Here is a 14,912-nt window from a genome sequence, read left to right as displayed (position 1 = left end):
GTAACGAAAATTGCTGGCAGTGACGGGTGGGTCACACTCTGTCCTCGCTTGATTGCCGTGTTCACGTGGCTCTCACATTCGCTGGTGAGGTGGTGGTCGAGGTGATGTTTATGTCACACAATTGCATGTGATTGGTCAAAACAAAATTCATTGTCTAATATTTATTGAGCACGGGGTATGGCGCAGTTTGGTAGCGCGTCCGCTTTGGGAGCGGAAGGCCGTGGGTTCAAATCCCGCTACCCCGACGGTGCGAAAGCCCGAGAAATCAAAGAAAAAGATTTCTCGGGTTTTTCTTTTCCCCGCTCGCATCATGCGATCGTAGATTGTCGAAACTTGTGTTTACTCTCATGGAGGATAATTAGGTCTAAACCGCCGATTCTGTTTTATTATGGAACAGTATGCGTGTACTCCTCGATACAGCTAATCTTCGTCTCAGTTTTGACTTCGTCATATGAGCTGGTGCGGCGATTCGTTTGTTTCGAGCCGAACAGCGCCTTGGAAACGTCACCGCCCTAGGCTCGCTTCGTATGTATCTCATATGAATCCGCAGGTAGGTGAGAAAAACTGGGTGGGGAACCGCCCTCTAGATCTTATGAGTGGAGTAATCTCTGTGAAGAATTCCGTCGAGTACCTCAGCGAGACCCGCGTTCAGTTGGACGTCGCAGTTTCAGCTGAAGAGTTCAAGCCAGCCTATGAGAAGGCGGCGAAGTCCCTCGCTAAGCAGGTAAATATTCCTGGTTTCCGCCCAGGTAAGGCGCCACGCCGCGTTCTCGAAGCTAATATTGGCAAGGGCTACATTATCGAGCAGGCCATCAACGACAACCTCGACGCTTACTACCAGCAGGCAGTCGTGGAAGCTGATGTGCGTCCGATGTCACGTCCAGAAGTTGCTATCAATGAAGTTCCGGAAATGTCTGGAAATGGCGATAAGACCGAACTTAAGTTTACGGTTGAAGTTGATATTCGTCCTGAGATTTCGCTTCCAAATCCAGCGGACATCACCGTTGAAGTTCCGTCCACTGAAGTTAGCGACGACGACGTAGCTGCAGCTCTCGTAGATCTGCAGGAGCGTTTTGCCACCCTCACTGATGTGAACCGCAAGGCCAAGAAAGGCGATTACGTCAATATCGATCTAGTTGCCAAGATTGGTGACGAAGAGGTGGACGACGTCGCTGGCGTTTCTTACCGCATTGGTGACGGCAACATGCTCGAGGGACAAGATAAGGCTCTGACGGGTGCTAAGGCGGGCGACGTCGTCGAATTTACCGCTAAGCTCGCTGGTGGTGACCACGAGGGCGAAGAGGCGAACGTTTCCGTGACCGTTCACTCCGTGAAAGAGTCGGTTCTTCCAGAAGCCGACGACGAGTTCGCTCAGATGGCTTCGGAATTCGACACGATTGATGAGCTTAAGGCTGATCTTCGTGAGACCGCTGCAAAATCGAAGGCAGATGCTCAGCTCATGGGTGCAGAGCAGAAGCTCATCGAAGAACTCGAGAAGCTTGCACAGTTCCCACTTCCACAGTCTGTGATTGAAGAAGAAGTAGCAAATCACCTGCACAATGAGGGCAAGGATGCAGATGATGAGCACGGCAAAGAAATTCGTGCTGAAATCGAGAAGCAGCTCAAGTTGCAGCTGCTGCTTGATGAGTACGCCGAAGGCTTTGGCGTAGACGTCGCTCAAGATGAACTGCTCAACTTCCTACTGCAGCAAGCTCAGATGTACGGAATGGATCCGAACCAGTTCATTCAGGCAGCTGCTCAGGCTAACCAGCTCAACGCTTTTGCTGGCGAGCTTGCCCGCAATAAGGCAGTCATTGCGGCTATGCGGTTGGCTAAGGTCGTGGACGACAAGGGCAAGACCGTCGACGTCACTGCTGTTTTGGGTGAAGCTCCTGAAAATGAGAAGACTCCTGAGTTTAACAAGAAGCCGACCCGTAAGGTGACCAAGAAGGCGTCTGCAAAGAAGGCTGAAAAAGCTGAAGAAGCTGCTGAGCCAGCCAAGGAAGCAAGCGATTCTGTAGAAGCAACTGGCGAAGCTCCTGCGAAGTCCGCATTGAAAGCCGACTGGATTGCATACCGCGTATCTACTGGTGAACTCAGCGAAGCTGAAGCCAAGAAGCTTACCAAAGATGAACTGATCAATTTTGGAGCCTGAAAATCGTTCATTGAGGATCAACGATAATCCTTAATTAACGACTTCGACTGTGCGGAGGGAAGAGAAATCCATTTCTCTTCCCTCCGCTTCGTCTCTGCGCGCCCCCGCTCGTTTTCCTGCGCCATCAGCGAAAGCTGCCTATGAAACTAAGAATTCAGCCGAAAAAGGGCTAACCTGTATATGGAAATACGTTCTTCGCCGTTTATTCGTACCGCGAAGAGTGCTTTGAATTTAGAAGGAGTTTACGTGACCAACGTGCCACAGCTTGCTGGAGAGGGTCAACAAGGTTTTGGCCTTGGAGACTCAATATATAATCGCTTGCTCAAGGAACGAATCATTTGGCTCGGCGATCAGGTTCGCGATGAGAATGCCAATATGATTTGTGCTCAGCTGCTATTACTCGCTGCGGAAGATCCAGATAAAGATATTTATCTTTACATTAACTCGCCAGGTGGTTCGGTGACTGCTGGCATGGCCATTTTTGACACTATGGAATACATCAAGCCGGATGTGGCAACTGTTGGCATGGGACTTGCTGCTTCGATGGGTCAGTTCTTGCTCTCAGCTGGCGCTAAGGGTAAGCGCTACATTACTCCGCACACGCGCGTGCTGATGCATCAGCCTTTAGGTGGAGCTGGCGGTACCGCAACGGAGATTCGCATTAATGCAGATCTTATTCTGCAGATGAAACAAGAACTCTCTGAACTCAATGCCAAGCATACGGGCAAGACTGTGGAGCAGATTCTCGAAGATTCAGATCGTGACCACTGGTTTACCGCAACCGAAGCGGTCGAATACGGCTTCGCAGATCACATCATCACGAATTCGTCCTCGGTAATTGGCGGAGGCGGCGTCGATCGCACAATTCCAGTTAATGAAGAAGCAAACTAAAGGAGGCTACAACCATGAATAACTTCTTTCCTCATGCCTCCGTGCAGGCGCAAAATATGCCAAATGCTGGTATGAATCCTGTGCCATTTGGTACGGCACCTGCAATGCCTACTAATCGTTATATTCTTCCAAATTTCGAAGAGCGCACACCTTATGGTTACAAGCGTCAAGATCCGTATGCGAAGCTCTTTGAAGATCGTATTGTGTTCTTAGGCGTGCAAGTTGATGATGCTTCGGCAGACGATATTATGGCGCAATTGTTGGTCTTGGAATCGATTGATCCAGAATCGCCGATTACCATGTACATCAACTCTCCGGGTGGATCGTTCACTGCACTTACAGCGATTTACGACACTATGCAGTACGTCAAGCCACAGATTCAAACCGTATGCCTTGGGCAGGCTGCTTCTGCTGCCGCAATTTTGTTGGCCGCTGGTTCGCCAGGACGCCGACTCGCATTGCCCAATGCGCGCATCTTGATTCACCAGCCGGCTATGGAGGGTGTACAAGGTCAAGCATCGGATATCGCAATCGTCGCCGATGAGATCGATCGTATGAACCGTTGGTTGATCGATACCCTCGCCAAGCATTCTGGTACTTCTGCTGAGCAGATTGAAAAGGACATCGCTCGCGATAAAATCCTCACTGCTGAGCAGGCAAAGGAATACGGTTTGGTCGATCAAGTGCTCACATCACGTAAAGCTGATCCAAAAACACAAGCTTAATCGCGCGTCTATTCTCACGTAGGTGAACTTCTCGGCGCTGAGGTGACCTCTTTTGGCATCGGGAGAATTATTTTGACTCTGCGGTCAAGTGCTCCCCAGAAGTTAGGCTCGTTCATTCGGTTCTTTCTTCTGGGGAGTGCTTCTACGTTGAGTAGCTTCTACGCTGAGCAATGTGCAGATTTTGAGCGAATCGCATATCAATTCACACAGTGGTGTTCCCGATATTCAGGTGTGGCGAAGTGGAAGATATGCTGTTAATAGTGTGGAATAAGATTGAAGAAGCTCGTTTTGAGAGGTGTGATGAGGAATGAAACCAACTGCTGACGCTGCAGATATTTTGAAGTGCTCTTTTTGCCAGAAGAGCCAGCGTCAGGTGCGCAAACTCATCACAGGTTCTGGTGTTTATATTTGTAATGAGTGCATAGAGCTTTGTAACGAGATCATCGAAGAGGAGTTCGGCCAAGAAGCTGCGTCTACACACATTGATTCCGCTTTGCCAAAACCGCAAGAAATATATGATTTCCTCGATGAATATGTGGTGGGTCAGTCTGATGCAAAGCGCACTCTTGCAGTGGCGGTTTACAATCATTACAAGCGGATTCGGGCTCAAGAAACTCTGTCAGATTCAGCGAAGAAATCTGCAAAAGACGAAGCTGATACGGTTGAAATTGGCAAATCGAATATCTTGCTTATGGGACCGACTGGAACTGGCAAAACTTATCTTGCACAGTCTTTAGCAAGAATGCTCAATGTGCCTTTTGCCATCGCCGATGCTACTGCTCTCACCGAAGCTGGTTATGTGGGCGAGGACGTCGAAAATATCTTGCTCAAGCTCATTCAGGCAGCTGATGATGATATTCCGCGCGCACAAAAAGGCATTATCTACATTGATGAGATCGACAAGATCTCGCGTAAATCTGAAAATCCGTCAATCACGAGAGATGTTTCGGGCGAGGGCGTGCAGCAGGCGCTCTTGAAGATTATCGAGGGTACTGTAGCATCTGTTCCTCCGACGGGCGGTCGCAAGCACCCTCAGCAAGAGTTCTTGCAGATTGATACCTCGAATGTGCTCTTCATTTTGGCTGGTGCTTTCGCGGGCATGGAAGATATTGTCTCCACGCGCGCTGGTCGCCGCGGTATCGGTTTTGGTGCTAAGTTGCATGATTCCGACGCCGGTGCCGACGTTTTCAAAGAGGTCACGCCTGACGATTTGCACAAGTTTGGTCTGATTCCTGAACTGGTAGGACGCTTGCCAATTATCGCATCAGTGGAGGCACTTACTGAGGACGATCTGGTACGTATTTTGACTGAACCAAAAAACGCCTTGCTGAAGCAGTATCAAAAGATGTTTGAATTAGATGGCGTTAAGCTCGAGATGACCGATGAAGCGCTGCGTAAAATCGCACAAGAGGCTATTTCTCGTGGCACTGGTGCACGCGGCCTGCGGTCAATTTTGGAAAACATTTTGCGTGAACTGATGTTTGAAATTCCGTCTCGAACTGATGTGGATAAAATTGTGATCACCGGTGACGTAGTTGACGGTAGTGCAGCTCCTACGTTGGTATTATCGGGGAAAATCGCGCAAGCAGTAGGTCAAAATCCTGGTAAAAAGTGAGGCTAAGATGGTAAAAGTCCCACCTGAGCTGGAAGCTTATCGAAAGACGATCGACAACTTAGACGCTGCCCTTGTGCATATTCTGGCCGAGCGGTTTCGTTGCACGAAACAAGTCGGCTTACTGAAAGCGCAGTATTCTTTACCTGCATCTGATACAGATCGTGAAGCCGAGCAAATAGCACAATTGCGGAATTTAGCACAAGAGGCGGGACTTGATCCGGTATTTGCCGAAAAATTCCTCAAGTTCGTTGTGGCTGAAGTGATTCAGCACCACGAGGACATTGCCGGAAACTTTTCTTAAATGGCGTTGTAATGTGTGGGGAGGCATGGTGCACGCCTTGCCTCCCCACACATTACAGCCGACTAACTGCTAATTCTTCGAACCGTATAGCTCTTCGATAGTGTCGGCAAAATCTTCGAGAACTTGATTGCGACGCACTTTCAACGATGGAGTAAGATATCCATTTTCAACGGTGAAGTCGCTTGGAAGTATCACAAATTTTCGAATCGATTCAGCTCGCGAGACGTGGTTATTAGCGCGTTTAACAGCACGGTCAATGGACGCCAGGATCTGTGGGTCATTGATCGCCTGTGAGAGCGGAATTGGCTCAAGGTTGTGATTGCTCAACCATTGGGGGAGCGCGTCTGCGTCGAGAGTAATGAGAGCGCCAATAAATGGTCTCTTGTCACCTACCACGACCACTTGAGAGATGAGTGGGTGTCCGCGTAGCCGATCCTCAAGCTCGGCAGGGGCAACGTTCTTTCCACCGGCGGTCACAATCAGCTCTTTCTTGCGTCCCGTGATCCACACGTACTCTTCGTCGTCGATACGTCCAATATCTCCGGTGCGGAACCAGCCGTCGTCTGTAAATGCTTCGGCAGTGGCCTTGGGGTTGTTGTAGTACCGCTTAAAGACGTGGTCACCTTTGACGAGGATTTCGCCGTCGTCGGCAACTTTGACGTAGCACCCAGGATATGCTGCTCCAACAGAACCGATCTTGATCTTGTCTAAACGGTTTACTGTGGTAGGAGCACTGGTTTCGGTCAAACCATAGCCCTCAAACACCGTGATACCCATACCACGGAAGAAGTGGCCGAGTCGCTCACCGAGTGGAGCGCCACCGGAGATGGCGTATTTCAGGCGACCACCCATGAGCTCGCGAATGGTTGAATAAACGAGCTTATCGCCCAACTGGCGTTGGAGCGAAAGCGCTTTTGAAGGACCTTCGGGAGTGTCGAGAGCTCGCGAATAATTGATGGCAACCTTTGCAAAACTGCGGAATGTGCGGAGCTTGAGTCCGCTACCTGCTTTAGCATCGGCAGCATTGTAAATCTTTTCAAAGACTCGTGGAACGGCCAGCACGAACGTAGGCTTGAACGTCTGCATATCCGACACCAGGTTGCGCGTATCAGGAATATACCCGATCACGCTACCGCCAAAGAACACAACCAGATTAATGAATCTAGCGAATACATGCGCCATTGGTAAGAAGAGAACAGTGCGTGATCCCTTACTCGACAGTATCTTAATGAGTCCGCTGTGGGTAGGGCCGTTCATGACGACGTGGAGCACGTTGCGTTGGGTGAGCTCTACTCCCTTGGGGCGTCCAGTTGTGCCCGACGTGTAGATGATCGTCCATAAATCGTCAGCGCGCACGGCATCGATGCGTTTGTCGATTTCGGCGTCGTCGATATTAGCGCCAAGCTGCGTGAGCTTGCCTTGGGCATCATCTGAAAGCATCCAGATGGTGTCAAAGCCCTTAATTTTGCCAAGAAGTGGTTCGAGCACGTTTTTGAGATTGGCGTTTTCTACCACAGCGGCGCGAATACCAGCATCGGAGATAATCCACTTGGCCTGATCCGTCGACGATGTTTCGTAGATTGGGATGGCATGTGCGCCAGCAAACTGAATAGCAAAATCAAATAGCGACCATTCATAGGACGTATGCGCCATGATCGCGATTTTATCGCCCGGCTTGATACCAGAAGCGATTAGTCCTCGAGCTACTTCCCGGATTTCGTTGATGAATTGCCCGAAAGTAACTGAAACCCACTGGTTGGAGAACGTCGATTTGCGTTCGATCACTGTGCGCTTGGGGGCTTCTTCACCGAGACGCCGTAGCAATGCAGGTACAGACATCGATTCTGTGACTTGGATTTTTCCAGGCGTAAAAGAGATGCCTTCTTCTTCCAAAAATTCACTCATATTAGTCCTCTCCGTTTTACGAGCGTCCCGATGAAGCCCTCTATTTATTCATAATTAAATAACAGCACGGCTGTTTATTCCAGTTCAAACGCCGAAACGAGAACTGCATCTCCGTCTGTATTTTCGCATGTTATAGTGAATTTCCCGTGGATATGAGCTGAATTTGTCAGATCTTCACGGGCAGCTTCAACTGAATGAATCAGCTGCTCGGGCACCTGCAAGGTGACGGCGGCATAAGGTGTGCGCTGGCTGACCTTTTGTTCTGTTTTCACCTTGCGTAGCGCAGATAGAGCTGCACCAGCAGCATGCAAAACCGCTGCTTGGGCGTCGTTATTCTCCACTACCGCAAGTTCTGAAACCTCTGGCCATGCAGCTCGATGCACAGAACCGGTGCGATACCATGACCACACCTCTTCAGTTGCGTAGGGGAGGAACGGCGCGAGGAGACGAACGAAAGTATCCACCGCAATATTGAGCGTCACGCGAGCCGAACGTACCTCAGCTTCGCGCCCCGCAGCTGCATAAACGCCGTCGCGGTCATTAGCTCGCTCTTTGACTAATTCAATATAGTCATCGCAGAACGTCCAGAAGCACGTTTCCGTCACTTCAAGCGCCTTGGTATGATCGAAGTTCTCCATTGCCGCAGTGGCCTGCTCAACCACAGTGGCGAGCTCGGCAAGTAGGGACTTATCAAGTTCGCACACCACGGCATTCAGATCGAGATCAACGGCCGTGCCAACACCAGAGGCTTGCATTGCAAACTTCGAAGCATTGAGCACTTTCATCGCCAGACGACGGCCGATCTTCATCTGCTGTTCGTCGAATGCCGCATCGGTGCCGAGGCGAGCCGATGCTGCCCAGTACCGAACGGCGTCGGAACCGTGCTTTTCGAGCAAGCCCATCGGCGTGACCACATTGCCCTTGGACTTAGACATCTTCTTGCGATCCGGATCGAGAATCCATCCCGAGATCGCTGCATGCTTCCACGGAACCTCGCCAAATTCAAGATGAGCACGCACAATGGTCGAGAAGAGCCAGGTGCGAATAATATCTTGACCCTGTGGACGCACGTCCATCGGGTAAACCTTGCTGAACAAATCCTCATCCGTCAACCAGCCACCAGCAATCTGCGGGGTGAGCGACGAAGTTGCCCATGTGTCCATAATGTCAATTTCAGCAGCAAATCCACCGGGAGCATTGCGCTGCGCCTCGTCAAAACCAGGAGGGCAATCTGAGGATGGGTCAACAGGCAGCTGTTCAAAAGATGGAACGAGCACGTCGTCGTAATTGACGTCACCTGATTCGGTGATGCGATACCACAGTGGAATAGGCACACCGAAGAAACGCTGGCGAGAAATTAGCCAGTCAGTGTTCAAGCCCTGCACCCAGTTCTCATAGCGAACCCTCATGAAATCAGGATGGAAATCAACTTCTTTCCCGCGGAACAGGAGGTTTTCGCGCAGCTCATTACCGTTTGCCTCGGTGTGTGACTGGCCACCATTGCGAATGTACCACTGACGCGAGGTCACAATCTCGAGCGGCTTATCGCCCTTTTCAAAGAAGTTAGTCTTGCGAGTGGTCGGCTTTTCATCGCCGATCATTTCGCCTGTTTCCTTGAGCTTTTCAACGAGTGCTTTGCGGGCAGAGAAAGTCGTTTTCCCTGCCATTTCTTCATACATCGTCACGCCAGCAGGATCGGTGATCCACTCGGGGGTTTCCCGAATGAGGCGTCCATCTTTGCCGAGCACAGAACGCATTGGCAAAGAAAGCTCGCGCCACCATTGCACGTCGGTGAGATCACCAAAGGTACAGCACATAGCAATGCCTGCACCCTTGTCCATCTCGGCGGCTGGGTGGGCGAGCACAGGAAGCTCCACATTAAACACTGGCGAGGTCACTGTGGTGCCAAAAAGATGCTGGTAGCGTTCGTCGTCGGGATGAGCGATGAGCGCAACGCACGCAGGGAGTAACTCTGGTCGCGTCGTTTCAATGACGACGTCGTCTCCCGACGCAGCGTGGAAAGCAAGGGCGTGGTAAGCGCCGGGGTAGTCGCGCGCTTCAAGTTCTGCTTGGGCGACGGCGGTCTGGAACGTCACGTCCCACAGGCCAGGAGCCTGAGCTTGATAAGCTTCGCCACGTTCAAGGTTCTTCAAGAAAGCAGCCTGGGCAACTTTCTGTGCTTTGGCGCCAATCGTCTGGTAATTTTGCTCCCAGTCAACGGAGAGTCCGAGGTGACGCCAGAGATTTTCGAATTGTTTTTCATCTTCGGCGGTGAGCTTCCAACATAATTCGATGAAATTGCGGCGGGAAATCGGTACTTGATCAGCGTATTTGATGGACTTGCCATCACCGCCGTCGTGTGGAGGAACGAAATTCTCCTCGTAAGGCAGCGACGGATCGCAGCGCACGCCGTAGTAGTTTTGTACGCGGCGCTCGGTGGGCAGACCGTTGTCGTCCCAGCCCATCGGGTAGAAAACGTTCATGCCCTGCATACGCTTATACCGTGCGATAACGTCGGTATGGGTATAGCTAAAAACGTGGCCAACGTGGAGTGAACCAGAAACTGTTGGAGGTGGGGTGTCCACCGAAAAAACCTGATCACGACTGGTGTCGCGATTGAATGAATAGGTGCCAGTTTCGGCCCATGTTTTGCCCCAGCGGTCTTCAAGACCTTCAAGAGCGGCCCTTTCCGGAACCTCGGTGTGATCGAGCAATGCGGAGTTGTTTTCAGTCATGCCTCTATTCTCCCACGAATGCCAAGAATTCCGAATTTGCTCATCGCTGAGGTGGTGTGCTTCACCCTCTCTCGTTATGATCGTGATGATGAATAAGGTTATAGATGGTCAAGACTTTATATGCGTGCCGGTGCCGGGACTTGCGCAGATAACGAGTTCAGATGATCTGGGAGCAGTCCTTTCGCGCGCGCTGGCGCAGGTGCGGTGGGCAGATGGCAGCCGCGGTTTGCGCGGGACGGATATCGTCGTCGTCGCCGGAAAAATTGTGGCGAAAGCGCAAGGGAAGTGGTTTCGCCTGGGCGACCACCAAGGAGGTTTCCAGAGTAGAGCTGGTATTCCAGCAGGTCTTGATCTTGATCCAGTTGAGGATGGCGACGCCGCAGCGGCCGGGTTGCGGCGTGGGCTCGCGGCGCGTTTTGGTGGGCGGCCTGGTGTTGTGATCACTTCTCATGGCGAGGTGACGGGCATCGCCGGCTTTGAAAGCGGTACGGATACTGCTCAGCGGCTTTTAACGCACCTCATTGCAGCTCATGAGCAAGCGATTGCTGAGGATGCCACCTATGCCGTTTCGATAATTCGAGGATTAAACGGCGTGCTCATGTGGGAAGATATGCCGTAAAAACTTCGTTAAGCCACAATTCGTAACGAAGATAATACTGTACAATTCGCGATCGATATAGGGATTTAGGATTTCCAGTGTTAGGCTGTCCGCATGCAGTATGCATTCGATGAATTAGATGATCAGCCAGAATCGGACGAGAAATCTGAAGATCGTGCACAAGACGTTGAAGCGAATGATGTTGCGCAGGACGCAACCCAAACTCCGGCGTCGGAAGCAACTGTAACTGATCCCACGCAAACTGGAGAGATTAATACCCACGGCATACCTCACACGAAATCGAGTCAAGCAGCGTTGATGCTTGCTGCCCTTGGAGTGATTTTCGGTGACATCGGTACTTCCCCTCTCTACGCGATGCACGCGGTTTTCAATCTTGATCACGGACTCATCCCGGTGAACCAAGAGAGTATTTACGGAATTATTTCTCTGGTATTTTGGTCAATCACACTGGTTGTGACGTACAAATACCTATTCTTGGTCATGCGAGCTGGCAACGACGGCGAAGGCGGAATCCTCGCGTTAACAGCGCTTTTACGCAAGGCGACCAAAGGACGGCGACTATTTGGGATCTTCACATTTTTAGGGATCCTTGGAGCATCGCTCTTTTATGGTGATTCCATTATCACTCCGGCAATTTCTGTGATGTCGGCTGTGGAAGGTCTGGAGCTCATCTCGCCTGCGGCGACTAAGGCCGTAGTGCCAATTTCGCTGATCATCCTGATTGCTTTGTTCTCAATCCAAAAATTTGGAACGGGTAAGGTGGGCAGGCTTTTTGGTCCAGTGATGGTGGGCTGGTTCATCACGCTGGCACTGCTAGGCGTGCCACATATTATTGCGCATCCGGGAATTATTGGTGCGATGTCGCCGCATCACGCGTTGGCGTTTGCTATTGCTCATCCGTTCATGGGCTTTGTGGCGCTTGGTGCATCAGTGCTGGCCATTACCGGTGCCGAGACGCTATATGCCGATATGGGGCATTTTGGCCGCAAGCCGATCGTCACTGCGTGGCTGCTGCTCGTATTCCCATGCTTGACCATCAATTATTTAGGTCAAGGTGCACTACTGATTAACGAACCCTCGGCCGTATCGAATCCATTCTTCAATTTGGTGCCTGAATCCTTGTTGTGGCCGGTCGTTATTCTGGCGACGACGGCTACCGTTATCGCTTCGCAAGCAGTGATTTCTGGTGCTTTCTCGGTGACCCAACAGGCATTGAACCTCGGCTTGGTGCCGCGAATGCGCATTATGCACACTTCGAAGTCGGAAGGTGGCCAGATTTATATTCCTGGAATCAACAGCATGCTCATGGTTGGTGTTGCTGCCTTGATTCTTGGCTTTAGATCCTCTGGGGCGCTTTCGAACGCTTATGGCTTGGCAGTTACTGGCACGGAGATGCTCACACTGGCACTGTTCTGCGCCTACGCCCATATCGTGTGGAAGTGGTCGATTATTCGGCTTCTTCCAGTGCTCACGATTGTTGGAATTCTCGAGACGTTCTACTTCGCGGCCAACGTGATGAAGATTCCAACCGGTGGTTGGTTGCCGATTGCAATTGCTTTCAGCGTGATCATTATTATGACGACGTGGATGTGGGGATCGTATACCGTTCACAAGGTGCGTGGCGAGATTGAAATGCCGCTCGATGAGTGGCTCACGAAGATTAGAGCACTCAATCTGCCGCGAATTCCTGGCCAAGCTATTTACCTGCATCAAAGCACTGGCACTGTGCCGCTTGCGCTCAAGGAAAATGTGCGTTTTAACCATACGCTTCATGAGCAGATCGTATTTGTGCGCGTATTGGTGAGAAATATTCCGCATGTGCGACACGTGGATCGTGTCAGTATTGAACGCCTTGGTGAGCCAGAAGATGGCATTATGAGTATGACCATCCAGCTGGGCTTTAACGACAATCAAAATATTCCACACAATTTGAAGTGGAGCTCAGGTAAAGATCCTGATTTTGTTTACGCTAATGACGAGGCTCGATACTTCCTATCTGTGATGGATTTCCGCCCGAGTGACGAAATTCCTTGGTATTTGCGCTGGCGGCGTTCGCTCTACATGTTCCTCAGCCGCAATGCTGGATCGCGAATGGAAGCATTCCGCCTGCCGCGCCATCGCACTGTAATTATCGGTGGGTCGATTTACCTATAAGGTTTCCTACTTGGCCAACAAAAACTGATGTTTGCGTTGGTAACTCAATGGGCAGTACCAGAAATCTGGTACTGCCCATTGTTGTATTGCTGGCTCTATGCCGGCTTAGCTTGTGATCGGCTCAGTGTTCGGCTGATCCATGCGCTTGTTTGCATTCGGTTTGGCCGTAGCAAGCGTTTGATCTGAGCACTTGGGGGATTGGTGGGACGTGCACTCGTGCGTTCCTTTGCACTCGTTGGCGCTCCTTTGGCCGTAGCAAGCGTGCGCTAATGACGGCCTTTAGCAATCGTCGTCGCGCTTATCATGCCGCCAGAATGTGGTGACTTCTGCTTTATCTTTCATATTGAATTCAATGATCTCTTGGATGAGAGCGAAAGGAACCTCGCCTGCCCACGGAATTCTGATCAGCATCTTGGAGTAGTCCATGCCGAGTTTATCGAGCTTAGGCGCAAATTCGACCATGCCCTTGTACTCGGGGCTGATCGAGAAATGAGCTTTTGCAAACGACATCCCCAAGATGAACGTGCCGTGATCAGTAAACATTGGCTGATTCCATGCAATACGCAGTTTTAGCTGCGGATACGTTTTGAGAATTCGTGCAATTAGCTCGAGAGTAGCTTTCTTATTATCTGGGTTAGGAATTTTATTCAGGATTGGACTGAGGAATTCTTCTAGATTTTCCCCGCTTTTCATTTCAACTGTTGCCATGAAAATATACTTTCATTTTCTGACCCGGTGGCAGAACTCGTGAGGCATAAGTGGTCGCTTGTTTTGCTCAGGGCGCATTTTCCCCGCGAAATTGGGGTTTAGAGCAGTTGCTTTATCGATAAGAGTGTGATTCATGTGGTGTGGTCTGCTCAAGCTGCCTATTTGAATCGAGATTGAACTTATCGATGACGGAACTACCAGCTTCGGTTCGGACGAAAGTCCCGAAATGGATCCGCATCTCAGGTGGCAAATGTTTTCGCTCTGTTGAAAACTTTTATAAAACGCACGAAATTTATCCGAACTGACGGTACTATTATCTTAAAGCTCAACGAGGAGGCGACCTATATGGATAATGCAACATTAAGTCGAGTCAATCTTTTTGGTGTGCTGCGCACACTTGAGACTTTGGTTCAGCTCGACGATAAAGCTGCGCAAGTCATCGCTCATGCCGATGAAACAATCCAATTCACCAGCCCAAAGGGCACCATGAGGTTGGTAATCAAAAACGGTACTATCAAGCATCTGTCTGGCGCAGGGCCCAACACCATGAACCTGGCATTTCCTGCTCCGGTGATGGTCAACAAGATGTTTGCGGGAACGGGTGCACCTATTCCAGTGCGAGGCATTCGGAGAATCAAATTCTTGACCGGACCTTTCACTAACCTCACAAATATTTTGACTGAATATCTCATGCCTACGCCTGAGAAACTCCAAGACGCCGAATTCCGGCGTCGCAATACGATCCTCACATTGCATATTGCGGCGTATGCTCTGGCGGAAATCGCAAATCATGATGTTGCAGGCAAGGAAGCCGCTAGCAGAATGAGAGACGGCGATCTACAACTTGCAGTCGTTGGAGGTCCGGCACTGATTATTCGCATCAAAGATCACAAGCTCCGCGTAGTCGAAGGGCTATCTGATAAGCCGAGTGCAAAGATGGTTTTCGCGGATCTGGATGTAGCTGGCGGCGTGCTACGTGGTGAAATACCTAGCTTCGAAGCAGTCGGTAAAGATCAGATCCAGCTCGGAGGGTTCGTACCAATCCTTGACAACTTCAACAAGCTACTCGGCCTCGTGCCCCACTACCTTGGATAGGAAGAAACA

11 protein-coding genes and 1 tRNA gene are annotated in these 14,912 nt (G+C 50.6%); 9 read left to right on the top strand and 3 right to left on the bottom strand.

Translation table 11 applies throughout. The features are described 5' to 3' along the window. Positions 1-171 precede the first annotated feature (171 nt). The 6 genes from JOD55_RS07780 to JOD55_RS07755 all read left to right on the top strand — a co-directional run bounded on the left by JOD55_RS07780 (position 172) and on the right by JOD55_RS07755 (position 5,687). Positions 172-245, top strand: a tRNA-Pro gene (locus JOD55_RS07780). 365 nt (positions 246-610) lie between these two features. Further along, entirely contained in the window at positions 611-2,155 is a 1,545-nt protein-coding gene (tig, locus tag JOD55_RS07775) for a trigger factor (RefSeq protein WP_204399452.1), read from the top strand. A gap of 246 nt (positions 2,156-2,401) precedes the next feature. Further along, on the top strand, positions 2,402-3,046 hold the full coding sequence (locus JOD55_RS07770) for an ATP-dependent Clp protease proteolytic subunit (RefSeq protein WP_338022229.1): 645 nt from the start codon (positions 2,402-2,404) through the stop codon (positions 3,044-3,046). 71 nt (positions 3,047-3,117) lie between these two features. Continuing rightward, the gene (locus JOD55_RS07765; RefSeq protein ID WP_204399757.1) at positions 3,118-3,771 is read left to right on the top strand and encodes an ATP-dependent Clp protease proteolytic subunit; all 654 of its coding nucleotides are present in this window, start codon (positions 3,118-3,120) and stop codon (positions 3,769-3,771) included. A gap of 307 nt (positions 3,772-4,078) precedes the next feature. After that, positions 4,079-5,386 carry an ATP-dependent Clp protease ATP-binding subunit ClpX gene (gene clpX / locus JOD55_RS07760; RefSeq protein WP_204399450.1) on the top strand — a complete coding sequence of 436 codons (1,308 nt, stop codon included), beginning with the start codon at positions 4,079-4,081 and terminating at the stop codon, positions 5,384-5,386. Positions 5,387-5,393: 7 nt separating this feature from the next. Further along, positions 5,394-5,687 carry a chorismate mutase gene (locus JOD55_RS07755; RefSeq protein WP_204399449.1) on the top strand — a complete coding sequence of 98 codons (294 nt, stop codon included), beginning with the start codon at positions 5,394-5,396 and terminating at the stop codon, positions 5,685-5,687. A gap of 69 nt (positions 5,688-5,756) precedes the next feature. Here JOD55_RS07755 and JOD55_RS07750 read toward each other — a convergent pair whose 3' ends face one another. Both JOD55_RS07750 and valS read right to left on the bottom strand, forming a co-directional pair. After that, positions 5,757-7,592 carry an AMP-dependent synthetase/ligase gene (locus JOD55_RS07750; protein WP_204399448.1) on the bottom strand — a complete coding sequence of 612 codons (1,836 nt, stop codon included), beginning with the start codon at positions 7,590-7,592 and terminating at the stop codon, positions 5,757-5,759. Between the two features lie 74 nt (positions 7,593-7,666). Then, on the bottom strand, positions 7,667-10,327 hold the full coding sequence (gene valS / locus JOD55_RS07745) for a valine--tRNA ligase (protein ID WP_204399447.1): 2,661 nt from the start codon (positions 10,325-10,327) through the stop codon (positions 7,667-7,669). Between the two features lie 88 nt (positions 10,328-10,415). Between valS and JOD55_RS07740 the strand changes: the two genes are divergently transcribed. Both JOD55_RS07740 and JOD55_RS07735 read left to right on the top strand, forming a co-directional pair. Continuing rightward, positions 10,416-10,946: a hypothetical protein gene (locus tag JOD55_RS07740; RefSeq protein WP_204399446.1), complete on the top strand. Its 531-nt coding sequence runs from the start codon at positions 10,416-10,418 to the stop codon at positions 10,944-10,946. Between the two features lie 93 nt (positions 10,947-11,039). Beyond that, entirely contained in the window at positions 11,040-13,100 is a 2,061-nt protein-coding gene (locus JOD55_RS07735; protein WP_204399445.1) for a potassium transporter Kup, read from the top strand. A 279-nt stretch (positions 13,101-13,379) separates the two neighbouring features. Here JOD55_RS07735 and JOD55_RS07730 read toward each other — a convergent pair whose 3' ends face one another. Beyond that, positions 13,380-13,808, bottom strand: coding sequence for an iron chaperone (locus JOD55_RS07730; protein ID WP_204399444.1), 429 nt, complete (start codon positions 13,806-13,808; stop codon positions 13,380-13,382). 345 nt (positions 13,809-14,153) lie between these two features. Here JOD55_RS07730 and JOD55_RS07725 point away from each other — a divergent pair, with 345 nt between their 5' ends. After that, positions 14,154-14,903, top strand: coding sequence for a hypothetical protein (locus tag JOD55_RS07725; protein WP_204399443.1), 750 nt, complete (start codon positions 14,154-14,156; stop codon positions 14,901-14,903). Positions 14,904-14,912: the final 9 nt, after the last annotated feature.

Source organism: Arcanobacterium pluranimalium (genome assembly GCF_016907845.1).
Classification (GTDB): domain Bacteria; phylum Actinomycetota; class Actinomycetes; order Actinomycetales; family Actinomycetaceae; genus Arcanobacterium_A; species Arcanobacterium_A pluranimalium.
This window is presented reverse-complemented; position numbering and strand designations above follow the sequence as displayed.

What these genes read in the sequence shown, in the direction of transcription:
- valS (WP_204399447.1), bottom strand. Translation starts at nt 10,327, where the DNA reads ATGACTGAAAACAACTCCGCATTGCTCGATCACACCGAGGTTCCGGAA.
- JOD55_RS07730 (WP_204399444.1), bottom strand. Translation starts at nt 13,808, where the DNA reads ATGGCAACAGTTGAAATGAAAAGCGGGGAAAATCTAGAAGAATTCCTC.
- JOD55_RS07725 (WP_204399443.1), top strand. Translation starts at nt 14,154, where the DNA reads ATGGATAATGCAACATTAAGTCGAGTCAATCTTTTTGGTGTGCTGCGC.
- JOD55_RS07765 (WP_204399757.1), top strand. Translation starts at nt 3,118, where the DNA reads ATGAATCCTGTGCCATTTGGTACGGCACCTGCAATGCCTACTAATCGT.
- JOD55_RS07755 (WP_204399449.1), top strand. Translation starts at nt 5,394, where the DNA reads ATGGTAAAAGTCCCACCTGAGCTGGAAGCTTATCGAAAGACGATCGAC.
- JOD55_RS07735 (WP_204399445.1), top strand. Translation starts at nt 11,040, where the DNA reads ATGCAGTATGCATTCGATGAATTAGATGATCAGCCAGAATCGGACGAG.
- clpX (WP_204399450.1), top strand. Translation starts at nt 4,079, where the DNA reads ATGAAACCAACTGCTGACGCTGCAGATATTTTGAAGTGCTCTTTTTGC.
- JOD55_RS07750 (WP_204399448.1), bottom strand. Translation starts at nt 7,592, where the DNA reads ATGAGTGAATTTTTGGAAGAAGAAGGCATCTCTTTTACGCCTGGAAAA.
- JOD55_RS07740 (WP_204399446.1), top strand. Translation starts at nt 10,416, where the DNA reads ATGAATAAGGTTATAGATGGTCAAGACTTTATATGCGTGCCGGTGCCG.